Consider the following 14662-nt stretch of genomic DNA (forward strand, 5'->3'; position numbering starts at 1 on the left):
ATGAAAGCAGTCATTCTTGCCGGCGGGCTCGGCACGCGCATCGCCGAGGAGTCCGACACCAAGCCGAAGCCCATGGTGGAGATCGGCGGGCGTCCGCTCCTGTGGCACATCATGAAGATCTACGCCCACCACGGGATCAACGACTTCGTGATCTGCCTCGGCTACAAGGGCTATGTGATCAAGGAGTTTTTCTTCAACTACTACCGGCACATGTCGGATATGCGCATCGACCTCCGCACGGGCGATCACCAGATTCTCAACAATCATGCGGAAGACTGGCGCATCACGCTCGTGGATACGGGCGCGGAGACCATGACCGGTGGTCGTCTCAAGCGCGCCGCCAAGTATCTCGACAATGAGACCTTCTGCCTGACCTACGGCGACGGATTGTCGAATGTAGACATCAGCGCGGAACTTGAATTCCATCGTCGCCAAGGCAAGCACGCCACCGTGCTCGCGGTGCAGCCACCCGGCCGCTTTGGCGTGTTGAATCTCGACGCGGATCAGCACGTGTCCAGCTTCGAAGAAAAACCCAGCGACGAGATTGGCTGGATCAACGGGGGGTTCTTCATCCTCGAACCTGCGGCGATTGGCTACGTTGCCGACGATGCAACCTCCTGGGAGCGTGCCCCGCTCATGAATCTCGCGCGTGATGGCCAGCTTGCCGCCTACCAGCACACGGGCTTCTGGCAGCCATGCGACACCTTGCGTGACAAGCGAGAGCTTGAAGCACATTGGAGCAATGGAAAGGCGCCCTGGCGTGTCTGGGAATAATCACCGGGCAGGTGTGCCCCCCCCTACTGCTACCGTATCGAAGGTAGCCGAAAGCCATCCAGCGGCGGGAAAGATCGACTTCGACGACTACTCGACGAATTATGACGAGCTGCTGCATGAAAGCACGAAGCTCTACGCCGAAGATTCAGAGTACTTTGCACGCTACAAAGTAGATCTGATCAAGGATGCAGTCCGACATCCGATCGGGCGAGTCCTCGAATACGGATGCGGAACCGGCCGCAATATCGCTTATCTGCAGGCTGCGTTTCCCGATGCCGAAATCGTCGGCACCGATGTTTCAGCCGCGAGTCTCGATATCGCAAGGGCGGCCCATCCGAAGTCACCATTCGAGGTCGAGCGTGAGGGGCTGGACATAGGCGCTTTTGATTTGATCTTTGTCGCGAGCGTGTTCCACCACATTCCGCCGCCCGAGCGACCAACGGTCATGCGCACACTGGCGCGGCGGCTTGCGCCCGGTGGCTCGATCGACATCTTCGAGCACAACCCCTTCAATCCCGTGACAAGGCGGATCGTGAGCACGTGCCCGTTTGACGCTGATGCGGTGCTGCTCAAGCCGGCGGAGCTGCGCGCGCTGTTTCGAGGCGCGGGTCTCGAGTTGATGCGGCAGTCGTATTGCCTTTTCGTTCCCCCGAAGCTGTCTTGGCTGATGCCTCTAGAAAAGCACCTTGGGTGGCTTCCGCTCGGAGGGCAGTACTGGGTCAGCGCGGGCCAGGCCCGATGAGGCAGTTGCTGAAGTTCGCGATGGTCGGGGTGTTGAACACGGCCCTGGGCTACGCGGTGATCTTCGGTTGCATGTACTTGCTCGGGCTCGGTGCCGTGGTCAGCAACGTCCTCGGCTATGCAGTCGGACTGGTGGTCTCGTACTCGCTGAATCGAAGCTTCACGTTTCGCAGTTCAGGGGCACGTCGCGCGGAGATGATCCGGTTCGTGGCGATCTTCCTGCTGGCTTACCTCGCCAACCTTGGAGTCCTCGTGCTGCTGATCCGCCGCTTTGGCTGGCATGAGGGTGTGGCGCAGGTCATCGCCGGCGTCGTGTACTTCGGGCTGTCCTTCGTTTTTAACAAGTACTACGTGTTTGGGGGCGCCCGAGTTGCGTCCAAGACCTGACAAGTGGACGGGACTCGAACCCGCGACCCCCGGCGTGGCAGGCCGGAGCAAGAAGTGAGCATTCATGCGGGTTTCAGCCAATTTTCATATTCCAAAGATGGCAGGTTTTTTGGCTATCGTTCCCTCTAAGCACTTGGCGCTTATTCCAACAATTTCCACCCTGCAGACATGAAATTCAGCGAGTTGGCCAAAGGTGAGCGGTTCCGATTTTTCCGCCGCGGGACGCTCCTAAGGAAGCTCGCCCAAGGGTCGCCTCAGCCGGCGAAGGGTGAGAGCAGCTGGTCGACGAAGTTGGCGTCCAGGTTCAGTCCTGCCTTCATGAAAGTCTCGCTGGTCATGGCGGCAAACGACGGCTCGACCGCGCGCAGCGCCTTGATCGCTTGAGGCGCCGCTGTCAACAGCGAGCGCACCTTTTTGGCCACCTCCTCGTAATTAGCCGCCGTGCCAGGTATCAAGATTCCAAACGTGCTCTCCACGAAGTCCTCGGAGAACATGACGGCGAGACCTTCCTCCAGGACGCGGCTATTGTTACCACCCGTCGGTGCCAGGAGATGGATCGTCTCGTAAAGACGGCCGTCAGGTCGAGGTTGTCGTAGCGCCCGAGCTCGGCCTGCAACTGGTCGATGTACCAGAGCAGCATGGCGACATCGCCCTCCTTCGCCGCGGGCGACTTGCGGATCCTGGTGATGGTGCGGGGTAGCAAGGAAGTGCGCGAGATTGGCGACGGCGATATCACGCCGGAATCCGAGACGCGCTTCGACAGACGGTGATTCTTGGCCCGGTTATGCTGGCGGGCTGATCCCCCACCAGGCGCCCAAAGCGTAGCCACCCCCCGTGCTTTCAAAGAATACGTCGTACATATCAAGGCTCGACCACCTTCGATTTCTGGCGGCGCTGCTGGTTATCACCTACCATTTCGCCGGCGGAACGGTCACCTCTGACACGATCAATCCGCTGCTGGTGATGATCCGTGAGGGCGAGTCCGGCGTAGGCCTCTTCATGGTCCTCAGCGGATTCATTTTGACCCGCATCTCCTTGGGCAAAGCTGTCATCTACAAGGACTTCCTCTACAACCGCTTGTTGCGCATCTACCCGCTATACGTGTTGGCGATCTGCGTCGCCGCCTATTCGAGTGGCCGTCATATGGACTTTCTGTCCATCATCGCGATGCTGTCGACAGTAGGAGTGGTCGCAAACGTCGCACTCCTCCCCGCATTCACTCACCTTTGGACCATCGCGGTCGAGTTCCAGTTCTACCTGGTCTTCCCCTTTCTCGTTCTCTTTCTTGGCAGATATGGCGCGAAGTACATCGCCGGCTTCGTTGTGCTCGCGCTCATCATTCGAGGGATGATGTTTTTGACCGACGGCACCATCAAAGACGCGGCCTACTGGACGATCCTCGGACGGATCGATCAATTTTGCGTAGGCATGCTCGCAGCCGTCTTGTATGCGCGCCGGCGCGGTTTTCTGTCGTCGCCGCTCGCGCTCGCAACTTCCGCCGCAGCCCTCTACCTCTGGTCCATGCTCTGGTATCGGTGGACAGGTGGCTACTATGGAGCGAACTCCCCGACTAGCGCCGCTTGGATCATTTCCCCGACCATCGAAGCTCTGCTCTGGGCAGCGCTATCCCTCTCCTACCTGAACCAAAAATGGCATTTCAACCGTAGCGTTGACAGCGTCCTGTGCTATTTGGGATCGATCAGCTTTTCGCTCTACGTGTGGCACTTCCCCATCCTTATGGCGTTGAAAAAGGCGACCTCGGCGGACGTCTTCGGCGAGTGGTATTTGAACCTCGCGCTGGTGGCGCTCCCCCTCATCATCGGGCTCAGCAGCCTGTCCTATTTCGTCGTGGAAAAGCCCTTCTTCGCGCTGCGGCGTGTCTACGCCAAGGGGGCCGAGCCCGCACCCTCACCGATTCACGCCCCAGTGGCGGAGCCCATCATGCAAACGCAAAATGCGCCCCCAGCCTAGGCCGGGGGCGCATTGGTCGGAGCGGGATAGCTACTTCGGCTCGAGGCCAGAATGCCGTTGTCGGTGAAGGACATGAGCGCCAGCATAGCGCCCGCTCACGGCCCTTTCTTCTTCCTCAGATCGGCCAGCACTGCCTCCAGCTGGGCCACGTTGAACACGCCATCGAGCCGCACCGCTCGCCCCTGAAAATCGACTTCGTTGGTCTCGCCGTAGGGATCAAAGGTCACCGGCCGGCCCGGTTCAAGGTCTTCGGGAATCACCTCTGCATCCGGCTTGGCCGCCTGACTCCGCACGCTTTCCGACGCATAGGTGGTCGAGGAGGTCTTCGTCAGCAGGTGGCCGCGCATGAAGAAGCGAAAGGTTGCGCCGACCGGGAGCTCTCGGAACTTCATGGGGGGCCAGCATACAGCGCGTCTGTCAAAATCGCGGCCACTAAAAGTTCGAAGATCCCCATGAAAAAGACCCTCATCGTCGCTGTTCTGGTCGCTGCCGTTGCTGTCATCAGCTTCCTGATTCCAGCGGCCTCCAAGAGCCTCAAGGCTTGCGACTTCGGCCCCTGCGAAGCTGGCACGATGACGCTGTGATGATGACGGTGAACAAAGACCGCGCGTATCAGCGCGGCGCAGCGTGGCTCGCGATCGGCATAGCTGTCTTCCTGGTGATCTGGTTTGCGAGGTTCTTTCCTCTCTCCGGCGACCTGGCTGCGCACTATCTCCTGATCGACGAAATCATGAAGCACGGCGGCGTCCGACCAGGGGCGCCTCCCAACATGGGCATGATGGCCGCCTACCCTCCAGCCGCGCACTGGATGGCCGCGATTCTGGGTTGGATCGGCGGCTCCGGGCTGGTTGGCATGGTCATCATGTCCATCGCCTCCGTATTCGCCGCCTATCTCCTGATCGGTCAGTTGCTGGGCACCACCTCTCCCATCAGGATGGCGCTTTTCCTGGCAGTTTTCGCGCTCGCGCTTCCCTCGCGCTCGCTGATTGGCTGGGAGGTCCTCACCAACTTCTTCTACCCGCAACTGGTCGCCGACGTGGTCTACCTCGCCGCGCTGCTGTGGATGGCGAAGGTCGTCGAGACATGGAAGCAGGCTGCCCTGATCCTGGTGCTCGGAACGCTCACAATGTGGATTCAGCCGGTGGTTGCGGTCCACGTATTCGGGGCCGGCTTGACCCTCATAGCCTTCTTGGCTCTCCAGCGCTGGATGACCACGAAGAAGGTGCCCACCAAAGACATGTTGATCCTGGCCATCGCCGCTGCGGTCGCCGTGCCAGCGATCTTGTTGCACCCTGTATTCGAGAGGATCCGCAGCAATGCGAACAACAACGGATATTTGGAGTTCGGCTATCCAGATGTGCTCTGGGTCGCGGTCGCGTGCGGCGCCTTAGGCGCTATCAGCCTCGGGCGCCGGCTGCGCGGCCGCGGCGAGCGCGTTGATTCCGTCCTGGGGTCAGCAGCCGTCGCCGCCACCCTGCTGGTGCTGCTGCAGTTCGCGGTTCTGAGGCTGCACGGCGACGGCTCTTTCTATGCAGTGAAAAAGCATATGTTCATCGCCGTCACGCTGGGCGCAATGAACGCGGTGCGCCTGGTCGCCGACTTGCTCCCAGGCTCGGGGATGACGCACCCCGCCTTGAGGCTGGCGGTTCCGGTAATCGGCGGTCTGGCCTCATGGGCAGCACTGAGCAGTTTCAACACGCCGGTGGCGCCCGTGATCCGGGCCATCAACTACGCCGACGACGCTGCGGCCATGCGCTTGCCTGAATTCATGCCGGGCAACACGGTCGCACTGGACAGCGCGCTGCCGGTCCTGATCAACTGGATGATTTCGCTTGCCTCCTTCGAACACCCTAGCGACAAGGTCGCGGCGGGATGGCTTGCTGGTGAAAACATCACCGACGACGGCGCGCAATACGCGATGGTTCGCCGCTCTCCCGCCATCGACAGAAACTGCTCTCGCCGATACGCGGAGTCGGCAGCTTATGTGGTCGTGGAGTCGGACTGTCTTCGCATCTATAACCCGGGAGATCTGATTCGGTTCGGCACCGGCGGCGAAGGCACCGACGGCAGCCCGTACAAGACGACCGGATGGTCCCCCATCGAGGCCTTGACTACGTGGGCCGGCGAGAGTGCCGGCCTGTCGATGACCCTACCGGCGGCCAGCAAGGGGCCTTTCATACTGACGGTCGAGGGCGCTGCACTTCTGACGAGCCATCATCCGAAGCAAGTCGTCGACGTGCTGGTGAACAGCCAGAAGGTCGCTACGTGGACTTACTCTCTGGGAAAAGACGGGTTCGTGTCCAGGTCGGCAGAGATCCCGGCGAGTTTGATTGATGGGGCGCCCCTGCAAATCACGTTCAATTCGATCGATGCGGTTACACCCATGAAGGCCGATCCAGGCTCGCTAGACACACGGGTGACGGGCCTGGCGGTAAAGAACCTGAGGATCGCGCCCAAATAGAAAAAGGCCCCCAGCCGAAGCCGGGGGCGCAGGTCACTTCTCGATGGGAGGTCTACTTGTCGGGGGGCTGGAGCCGATCGGCAATGCGCTCGCAAGTGTCGCCGGCAATGCGGAGTTGGCCAGCATAGTCCGCGATTTCTCCCGCAGCCTCGTCAGCCCCTCCGTACAACTCGGCAAGCAAATCGAGGGGGTCGGCACCTTGCTGACTCGGGCCTCGTCCGGCAGCGCCGCGGGATCCGCGGTGGCGCGACGGACGGCACCGATGTAGGTGGCGAGTTGCTTGCGCAGGCCGTCAGCAGCAGCAGCAATACGGGCATGAGCCTCGGCAGTAGCGGTTTCGGTGTGAGTGAGCATGGTCGATGGCTTCCTGTTTGTCGGCTTGGTGGCGGCCTTCCTCGGTGCGCGCGGCCTTCTCGGCGGCGTCGGCGGCTTGAGCGAGTTCGGTCTTCAGAGTGGCCATGGCGGTCTGTCCATCGGCGACCTTCGTTTTCAGCTCGGCGATGCGAATGGAGTCAACACCGAGCAGCGAGAGCAGGATGGCCAGGCCGACGGCATAGAGCCAGCCTGGGATCAGGTCGAAGACCTTGGCGATGACGATCATTTGTGCCTCCACGGGCAATTCGCGGACGAGTGGCCGGCTCGGCCGAAGTAGCAGCACATCTTCATTTCGCGACCCGACTTCAAGGGCCGGCCGCTCTACACCGACAAGAATCAGCGCTCGGTCTGGCTGTTCGTGCGCAACGGGAAATAGCGCGATGCGTCAGGTGGAAGCGAATTCCCACCCTTGGCGATGTACTCGCCGGGGATCATGGCGAGGATGCCGTTGGAGTCGAAGGCCATCGAAGCCGCATAGCGGCCGCGCGGGTTCTGCCAAAATCTGCCGCTATGAGAATAGTGAAGATGAGCGCCGCCCTGACTGTAGCCGTCGCGCTCCTTGGGTTCCTGGGGTACGTCGCTGTCAATTCGTTGACGCCCTGCGACTTCGGCCCGTGCGTCGTCATGGCGGCCTGACGGATGCGCGGGGAAAACCGTGCTGCGCAATGGCTCATTGCCTTTGCGCTCGCCGCTCTCTTTGCGGCGTTCCAGATCCAGTCGTCGCTGCACAGCGGGTCGTTGTCGCTCCCGGCCACGTACGACGACATCGGCTACTTCAATGATGCGCTGGCGCGGCTGGACGTCCTTTATCGTGATGGGGGCCGAGCGCTCCTGAAGGGCTTCTGGACAAATCCACCGCACGCTCCGCTTCAAACGCTCCTGGCGTTGATTGGTTTCGGCCTGCTCGGGCCGCACGCGTGGGCAGCTGACGCGATGAATGCAATCCCGCTGGCGATCGTCCTGCGCTTGGTGCTTGGCTTTGCCGGTCGCACGTTGCCGCTGGCGACGTCCGCTGCCGTGGCTGCCGCGCTACTTGGGTTCCCGCTCCTTGGGCTGCTCATTCTTGAGTTCCGGCCCGACATGCTGTGCGCGCTGCTCACGGCCACCGGTGCACTCATCGTGGTCGCTGATCCGCGCTGGCGCGCGGGTGACCGGACAGCGCTGGCAAGCTCCACAGCGCTGTTCGTCGGCGCCCTGCTGACGAAACCAACGCTGGCACCGGTGACAGTTGCCGTGTTCGGGGTAGCCGTCATTGCGGTGCTCTTCTTGCAATCGAAGTCTCGAGACGACGTCAAGCGAATCGCACGCATGGCGGCTATCTATGGCGGTATCGCCGCGCTGGTCGTGCTGCCCTACTACGCCGCAGTGTTCCGACACCTCTACGAATACATCACTGTCAATGCATTCGGGTCGAATGCCAACATCTGGGCGAAGAACTCAGCCACCCCTGATCCAGCCGTCTACTACCTTACAGGGCCAGGCGGGAAGGTCGCGATCGGAACGCCATGGCTCGCCCTAGGCGGTGCACTGCTGATAGCCGCGCTGCCGATCTGGGTTCGTACCCGCGTGGCGCTGGCAGTTTTTATCGTTGTCTTGTTCGCATATGCCGGCGTGACGGCGCCGAGCATGAAGAGCCCGTTCCTCGGATTGATCGTCGCTGCTCTCCTGCTCGGAATCACCGCTATCCTTGCGGTCACCCTGCTGAGCCGAATTCCGCGCAAATGGGCTTTCACGGGTGCGCTCGCGCTCGTCGCATTCTCGATTGCCACATGGCGCCCGGTCTCCCTAAGGCTGTTCGGTGGTGCGGTTCCAGCCACACAGGCTCAACACTTCACCAAGATCTATGATCAGACGGCAGATGCCATTTCGTCGATCCCAGATCTTGGACAGCGTCGGCTCTACTTCCCCGTCATCGCGCAGTACTTGAACCCAGACAACATCGAATTCGAGCTGCGCCGCCGTAGGCTGCCCGTTCCCGCGATGGAGAACCTCTTCTTTAACGCGGACATTTCTGCCCACCAGGCGGCCGTGCACCGCGCAGACATCGTCGTCTTGTTCTCGGACGACAGCACGTTGCCGCTACCGTGGCCGGCGAGCGCTTCGATTCGCAAGGAGATCAATGCTGCCGTCGCCGCATCTGGTGCCTTCGAGACCATCGCTCGGGTCAACGGCGGCCCCTACCTCGGCCACGTCACTGTTCTCAGGCGCAAATAGCTACTTTGGCCAGCTCTCGACCAGGGCCCATAGGGTTTGCAGAGGCGCATGGGGCGGGTTCGCCCAGAACCCATGCAGGAACGCGGGGCCGCCGTCACGGGCAGGGAAAGGGCGCCGCGGAGCTCGCGACCGTCCACGCGGCGCATGAGACAATTTCCGTTGGAACGATATCGTGGGTTCGACGAGTTCGCCTGACCGTACGGATTCAGCCGTGCCGGCCTTGCCCATCGGCCTGATCGCTCCCTCTTTGCTCGGGAGACATCGGGTTGCCGCCCACAGCGACGGGTACTCCCCACGGTGCTCCTGCACCATCCTCACCGCCCGCTCACGGACCTCGGGTGAGAACTTGTTCGACTTCTTCATGGCTCAATCCTCTCAGAGTGTTGAGCCTCCTCAAAATCCGGGGCGATTCAGTTCGCTGGCGAGAAGACGCAGTTCATGAAGAACCCGTCGACCTCAAAGCTTTGGATGAATGAACCGGTTCGTTGGGCGAGCACTTCGCGTGATCGACCAAGAAAGAAAAACAGGTGGAATCTTGTGTATTCAAACAAGTACTCGTAGCACGGCGTTGCGTGAGCCATGACTGCACCTGGCCTCATCCAACTCTTCATGCGCTTGAGGTCGGCAACTGGCTCACGAAGATGCTCAAGGACGTTGTTTGAAAAAATGCCGTCGAATTCGCGCCCGGCCATCTCAGCCTCGCTCTTGATCAGCCACCCATTCTCACTGGGGCCCGAGCCATGCGGCTCATAGGCAAAGACGTTCCACCCTTGCTCCCTCAGCAGAGGAACAGTGCGAGACCATGACCCGGCGCCATAGTTGACGTAAACCCCGTCGCGGCGAGGATTCAGCGAGTGGAACGCGCGCATCTCAACCCCCGTTGAATCGACCTCCTCGTAGACCTTGTAGTGCCACTCATAGTCCTGGCTCAACTCTCCAGGTGACAGATCGAACATCTTGTCGGCTCCAAATATCACATCGCACGTAGGGCACTGATGCCGCGTCAACAGGCCGCCCCCAAATATGCAATTGGTCTGATAGGTCTTGAACCCATCTGCCTTGTCCATCGCGCCACACAGAGGACATGTCCGGAACTCAGGCGCGCGCGCGGAGGCCCGCTCGATCGCATCGACAACGTTCCAGCGTTCTGCGATCTGGTGCCTCACAAGCTCTCGGCGCATGTCATCAATGCTTGCCTGGAGGGGTGTTAGACGAGATTCCAGCGCCGATTCGTCGAACTGGCTTTTTGCGGCGACCAGGGCAGCCTGAAGGCTCTCTATTTCTTTCGATGAGCGAGCAAGGTCCAACTGCGCAGAGGAGAGCAGCGAGCGTGTGCTTTCCAGTGTGGTCCGTCGAGTCAATGCGATGTTCAGCGGTGCCAACACCCTGTTCACAGCAGATGCAAGTGTGCTCAAGCGATGCTCCAAGTTTTCGAAAAGCGCGCAGCTTATCGCACTCAAGCTGCGTCAAGCTCCTGGCGCCCCTTCATGCCCCTTCATTCCAGGCAGATACACTCCGCGCAATCCTCCCCCAAAGCCAACCATGCTCAGAGACGCCACCCCATTTCGTCAGCTTGCTCGCCTGTATCGTGCAGCCCTATCAGCGTCTGAATCCCTTTCCTAAATCAGCAAGATGGAGACGCCGCCACATGTAGCGGCGCCCAGACCGTTGGCGATCCCCACCGAAGCTCAGCAGCAACTCGACGCACATGCTGCTGACATCCGCTATCTGGACGACCGAATCCGCAAGCTAGAGGTGCAGGGAAGAAATCTTCGCCTTCAGGCTGTCGCCAATAGCGAACGTCCATTTCTCATTGAGGCGAGCGTACCAGGCCTAAGGGCATCCGCTTTTGAAATCCATCGGGCAGGCGACGCCTTCATCTCCACGGAATTGGAGATGCATGGAACGTGGGAGCCACTGGAAACCGAGGTGATCAAGCGCCTCTGCCGGGCAGGGGACTTCGTGCTTGATATTGGCGGAAACATCGGGTGGTATAGCGTGGTGGTCTCAAAGATCATCGGCCCAACCGGGCGTCTGATTTCATTTGAGCCAGATCCTAAGAACTACGCGATGCTTTCAAGGAACCTTGCACGAGTTGAGGATGGCCCTCAGACTACCCCACGGCAGGAGGCGGTGAGCGACAGGGAAGGTGCTCTGCAACTCTTCCTGTCTGAAGATAATCTCGGAGACCATCGCATATTTAGTGATGGAACAGCACGCGAAATACTCGAGGTTCCCACTTCCCCACTTGACAAGGTTCTTGAGAGTGAGGAGCGCCTACCGGATTTGGTGAAGTCTGATGCACAAGGCTCTGAAGCAAAGATACTTCGCGGTGCAAGAGATCTGTTCGCGAAAGGGTGGCGCCCAATCTTTGTGATGGAGTTCTGGCCATTTGGCCTGTCCAACTCGGGAGATGATCCCTTCTGGATTTGGAGCCAACTCACTGAGTTGGGCTACCAGGTGTTTGAACTCACCGAAGATAAAACAACGATGTTCCCCGTCGATGAGGAACGCATTCGGCAGGACATTGCTGGAAGGATTTCTCCCGCGACTCAAGCCTTTATCAATTTGGTAGCGATCCCAAGCGGGAGTGATTGACTTTCCGCCATCGAAGATCTCATTGCGAGGTAGAACGCTCTCCAGCACTCAGCGGCCGCAACTCAGAGGCTGAAGGCCATAACCGCACCCATGAAAGAGAATTTCCTCGTAGGTCTGCTGGCGCGCGTCGCACGGATCAAAGCCGCTGACTGGGCTGCTGCCCTTTGTGATGGACTCAGATCAGTACGTCGACCTCGCCCTGCAGTTGCCTGAGCTGGGCCCACTGCCGATAGAAGTGCCGATGCGTTCCCGCATCGGCGTCAGCGGCGAGGGCTCGAATGCCCTTGGCCACTTCATCCGCGAAAGCCTCCCACCGGAATCGGCCAGCCTGTAGAGCACCGCGCTCGATCAGGCGCTCGCGCACCGACGGGTCGCGCACCTGACGCAGCGCCTCGACCATCTCCGGAATCGACGCTCCCGAAATCTGCAATGCGGCGTCCGATGTCACCTCGGCCAGCGAGCCGTGAGGAGTGCAGATCACCGGGCAGCCACAGCTCATGGCTTCGGCCACAGGCAGGCCGAACCCTTCATAGAGCGAAGGGTAGACCAGCGCCGCCGATCCGCCGTAGGCCAGTGCAAGACCTTCATCGTCGAGGTCGATCTGGATGATCCTGTGCCCCGTGCTGTCGACGGTCGAAGTGGGAACGGTCTTTTCGCCCCCTACGCAGAGCACGTCGAAGTCAACCTCGCGCATCGTCTTCACGGCGTCGAAGAAAAGGCTGGCGTTCTTGTAGTTGTTGGCCTGCACGCGGGAACCCACAAACATGTAGTAAGGGCGGTCCAGTCCCAATTGGCGGCGGAACTCGGCAATGGCGCGATCATCGCGCGGTTTGAAGACCGTGGAGTCGATGCCGCAGTACGCGGCGGATGTCGTGTCCGGGTCGAGTTCGGGGTAGAACTCCAGCAGATCCTTTCGCGTATTGTTCGAGATGCAGATGTGCCGGCGCGCGTGGATGATGGCGAGTTCCTTCTCGCGCCAGTCCCTGGCCGACAGGTCGAACCTGAGGCGTTCCGGGATCATGTCGTAGACGAGCAGCAGCGAAGGGGTCTCCATCGGCGTGCTGTAGTAGGTCGAGATGAAGACCTTGGCGCCATAGTGACGGCAGATCTGCTCCAGCAGTTGCGAGTCTCCGGCGTTGTACTTGGATTTGTAGGCCGGAAACGGAACGACTTCGACGCCATCGAATTTCGCGCTGACACCGCCTCGGTCCAGGAAGACGATCGGCATGTCGAGCTTCTTCGCGAGCAGCGGGAGCGTTGCCCGCCAGATGCGTGCGATTCCCGACTGCGCGAGTTGGAAGAAGACGCCGTCAATTACCAGAGCCATCGAGATTTTCCTTAAGCGGGCGAGCGGCCGCGCGAAGCGGCGGAATGGAGTCGCAGCGCCCGTTGCGCCGCGGTGTAGCGCCAGTCCGGCGCGGCCTGCTCGGTTTCGCCGAGTGCCACGGGCACGCCGGCTAGGCGTGACAGCTCGTGCATGAACTCTTCGTCCGACGACAGCAGCCAGGGCGACAGGAGCTTGTGGCCGTGCTGCCTGGTGCTGCGATTCGCCTCGTCGATACCGCGCGTGTTGGGTTGCGTCGACAGGCCTTCAGGATTGACGAAATAGATGACGTGAGGGTCGTTCACCTTGAAAAAGGTCTTTCCGACCTGTACGCAGCGCAGCCAGAAGTCGTAGTCGCCCGCGGACCGGAAGCTGGCATCGAACATGCCGATTTCGTCATGCAACGTGCGTCGCCACATCGGCGCGTTGTGCGGGGAATTCGACTGCATGAGGTTGTAGGGCGTGACGACCGGTAGCTGGCTCTTGAATCCGACGGCCGCGCTCTTTGCGAACGGTGCCTTGCCGTCGAACGAGTAGTAGAAGTCCTGGTACACGACATCCACGAAAGGAAACTTCTCGAGGATCTCTACCTGCCGCTCGAACGAATCCGATCTTCTCAGATCGTCCAGATTGGTATTGGTGAGGTATCGACCCCGGGACATCTGCACGCCGAGATTCCACGCTTCGTAGATCCCGATTCGCGTGGGAGCGCGGTGGTAGACGATATTTGGGAACCGCTCCATGTAGCGGGCGATCGCGGCGGCCTCGTTCTCCGGTGAGTCCGCGTCGATGATGATGAGTTCGCAGTGGGTTGCGAAGATCGTCTGCGAGGTGATGTTCTCGAGAAACTGTTCGATGTAGTCGCCCCCGCGGTAGAGACTTGCGATGGCGGAAACGAGGATTTCCGGCCTGCGCGGAATGCTCAGGCTCGCGTAGCGTTTGGGCTCGACGGGCTGGTAGTTGGTCCCGATCCGGTCGGCCTTCGCTTGCCATTCCATGATGTCAATGAACCGGTCGGTGCCCATCCAGGGCGCATGATTTGGATCGTGTACGGGCTTTTGCGCCCGATCTGTCAGCGCTTCGGTGGCGCGGTGGGCGAAGAGCTGCAGCACCAATTGGCTGCGCCCGAAGTTCTGTCGGCCAAACCGGTGGTCCCATTGGACGACCTCGGACAACATCGGGCTGCGCTCCAGCAGGTACTCGTAGGCGAACTGGATGAATCGGCCGTTGGCCACCTCGGGCACGACGTTCGCGCGCTGGCGCACGAGGTCAGCCTCCGGTGAGCCCGCGATGGCCTCGACCACTCCGGCAACGCTCATCCTATGGCTGAGGACCTCGTTGATCCACAGCTGCCGTTCTTCGGCGCTGGGCGTGCGTTCAAGGGCCAGATGGTAGATACGCATCACCACCGCGTCGATCTCGCCCACGTTCTCGACCCGAGCGGGGCTGGACGTCACCGCAGCATTGACCTCGCCCACGTTCTCGACATGGGCGGGGCTGGGCGTCGGCGCGGATGGGGGTGTCCCGTTCGGCGGCAGGAAGGCGGCGTGATAGCAGCGGCCTAGCAGCCGCAGCAGCCATTCAGGCATGTGCCGGACCAGCGCCGACCTGCGTATCTGTTCAATCAACTTAGCACCTTGTCTAAACTTGGGGACGCACGATGGCGCGTGAGCTACAACCGAATGGGAGGCCCGAACCAGCCGTGCGAGATTCGAAAACAATCACTCCCCCGTATTCCCTGCGCAACATGGTCGCTCGCAGATGGGGCGGTTCGCCGACCGCGGTGGCGGTCCGCGACGGTCGAGGGAAGCAGTGCA

17 protein-coding genes, 1 tRNA gene and 1 pseudogene are annotated in these 14662 nt (G+C 60.6%); 9 read left to right on the forward strand and 10 right to left on the reverse strand.

All coding sequences use genetic code 11. The features are described 5' to 3' along the window. Genes rfbF through AC1DYD_RS01690 form a run of 3 tightly spaced genes read left to right on the forward strand, consistent with a single transcriptional unit; the run spans position 1 to position 1902 of the window. A complete protein-coding gene (rfbF, locus tag AC1DYD_RS01680; RefSeq protein ID WP_478170999.1) occupies positions 1-774 on the forward strand; it encodes a glucose-1-phosphate cytidylyltransferase in 774 nt (257 codons plus the stop codon). Next, positions 725-1516, forward strand: a complete 792-nt coding sequence (locus AC1DYD_RS01685; RefSeq protein WP_478171000.1) for a class I SAM-dependent methyltransferase — start codon at positions 725-727, stop codon at positions 1514-1516. The genes rfbF and AC1DYD_RS01685 overlap by 50 nt, the downstream gene beginning before the upstream one ends. Next, positions 1513-1902, forward strand: a complete 390-nt coding sequence (locus AC1DYD_RS01690; RefSeq protein ID WP_478171001.1) for a GtrA family protein — start codon at positions 1513-1515, stop codon at positions 1900-1902. Before AC1DYD_RS01685 ends, AC1DYD_RS01690 begins: the two co-directional genes overlap by 4 nt. On the opposite strand, the gene AC1DYD_RS01695 is transcribed toward AC1DYD_RS01690, so the two are convergent. Then, positions 1901-2039: transfer RNA gene (locus tag AC1DYD_RS01695), tRNA-Gly, on the reverse strand. The two genes, AC1DYD_RS01690 and AC1DYD_RS01695, sit on opposite strands and share 2 nt — an antisense overlap. A 117-nt stretch (positions 2040-2156) precedes the next feature. Next, positions 2157-2396 (reverse strand): hypothetical protein, encoded by a 240-nt coding sequence (locus AC1DYD_RS01700; RefSeq protein WP_478171002.1) that lies wholly within the window; start codon positions 2394-2396, stop codon positions 2157-2159. A 144-nt stretch (positions 2397-2540) separates the two neighbouring features. Here AC1DYD_RS01700 and AC1DYD_RS01705 point away from each other — a divergent pair, with 144 nt between their 5' ends. Then, the gene (locus AC1DYD_RS01705) at positions 2541-2672 is read left to right on the forward strand and encodes a hypothetical protein (RefSeq protein WP_478171003.1); all 132 of its coding nucleotides are present in this window, start codon (positions 2541-2543) and stop codon (positions 2670-2672) included. Between the two features lie 64 nt (positions 2673-2736). Continuing rightward, complete coding sequence (locus AC1DYD_RS01710) at positions 2737-3873, forward strand: acyltransferase family protein (RefSeq protein ID WP_478171004.1); 1137 nt, start codon at positions 2737-2739, stop codon at positions 3871-3873. Positions 3874-3968: 95 nt separating this feature from the next. On the opposite strand, the gene AC1DYD_RS01715 is transcribed toward AC1DYD_RS01710, so the two are convergent. Beyond that, entirely contained in the window at positions 3969-4265 is a 297-nt protein-coding gene (locus AC1DYD_RS01715; RefSeq protein ID WP_478171005.1) for a hypothetical protein, read from the reverse strand. 60 nt (positions 4266-4325) lie between these two features. Between AC1DYD_RS01715 and AC1DYD_RS01720 the strand changes: the two genes are divergently transcribed. Continuing rightward, complete coding sequence (locus AC1DYD_RS01720) at positions 4326-4457, forward strand: hypothetical protein (protein WP_478171006.1); 132 nt, start codon at positions 4326-4328, stop codon at positions 4455-4457. Further along, a complete protein-coding gene (locus AC1DYD_RS01725; RefSeq protein WP_478171007.1) occupies positions 4457-6334 on the forward strand; it encodes a hypothetical protein in 1878 nt (625 codons plus the stop codon). The genes AC1DYD_RS01720 and AC1DYD_RS01725 overlap by 1 nt, the downstream gene beginning before the upstream one ends. Positions 6335-6386: 52 nt before the next feature. Here the strand turns inward: AC1DYD_RS01725 and AC1DYD_RS01730 are convergent, their stop codons facing one another. The 3 genes from AC1DYD_RS01730 to AC1DYD_RS01740 form a co-directional block, all read right to left on the reverse strand. Then, the gene (locus AC1DYD_RS01730; protein WP_478171008.1) at positions 6387-6515 is read right to left on the reverse strand and encodes a hypothetical protein; all 129 of its coding nucleotides are present in this window, start codon (positions 6513-6515) and stop codon (positions 6387-6389) included. Positions 6516-6626: 111 nt separating this feature from the next. After that, complete coding sequence (locus tag AC1DYD_RS01735) at positions 6627-6935, reverse strand: hypothetical protein (protein ID WP_478171009.1); 309 nt, start codon at positions 6933-6935, stop codon at positions 6627-6629. 110 nt (positions 6936-7045) lie between these two features. Further along, the gene (locus AC1DYD_RS01740) at positions 7046-7375 is read right to left on the reverse strand and encodes a hypothetical protein (protein ID WP_478171010.1); all 330 of its coding nucleotides are present in this window, start codon (positions 7373-7375) and stop codon (positions 7046-7048) included. On the opposite strand from AC1DYD_RS01740, the gene AC1DYD_RS01745 reads away from it, so the two are divergent. Continuing rightward, complete coding sequence (locus tag AC1DYD_RS01745; protein WP_478171011.1) at positions 7349-8923, forward strand: hypothetical protein; 1575 nt, start codon at positions 7349-7351, stop codon at positions 8921-8923. The genes AC1DYD_RS01740 and AC1DYD_RS01745 overlap by 27 nt on opposite strands. Positions 8924-9163: 240 nt before the next feature. Here the strand turns inward: AC1DYD_RS01745 and AC1DYD_RS01750 are convergent. Next, a pseudogene (locus tag AC1DYD_RS01750) lies at positions 9164-9286 on the reverse strand (IS3 family transposase); the annotation flags it as partial. Positions 9287-9333: 47 nt separating this feature from the next. Beyond that, positions 9334-10338 carry a methyltransferase domain-containing protein gene (locus tag AC1DYD_RS01755; RefSeq protein ID WP_478171012.1) on the reverse strand — a complete coding sequence of 335 codons (1005 nt, stop codon included), beginning with the start codon at positions 10336-10338 and terminating at the stop codon, positions 9334-9336. Between the two features lie 253 nt (positions 10339-10591). Here AC1DYD_RS01755 and AC1DYD_RS01760 point away from each other — a divergent pair, with 253 nt between their 5' ends. Next, a complete protein-coding gene (locus AC1DYD_RS01760; protein WP_478171013.1) occupies positions 10592-11521 on the forward strand; it encodes an FkbM family methyltransferase in 930 nt (309 codons plus the stop codon). Between the two features lie 175 nt (positions 11522-11696). On the opposite strand, the gene AC1DYD_RS01765 is transcribed toward AC1DYD_RS01760, so the two are convergent. Further along, complete coding sequence (locus AC1DYD_RS01765) at positions 11697-12848, reverse strand: glycosyltransferase family 4 protein (protein ID WP_478171014.1); 1152 nt, start codon at positions 12846-12848, stop codon at positions 11697-11699. Positions 12849-12859: 11 nt separating this feature from the next. After that, positions 12860-14473 (reverse strand): glycosyltransferase, encoded by a 1614-nt coding sequence (locus tag AC1DYD_RS01770; RefSeq protein WP_478171015.1) that lies wholly within the window; start codon positions 14471-14473, stop codon positions 12860-12862. Positions 14474-14662: the final 189 nt, after the last annotated feature.

This window comes from Variovorax sp. P4_B11 (genome assembly GCF_056402355.1).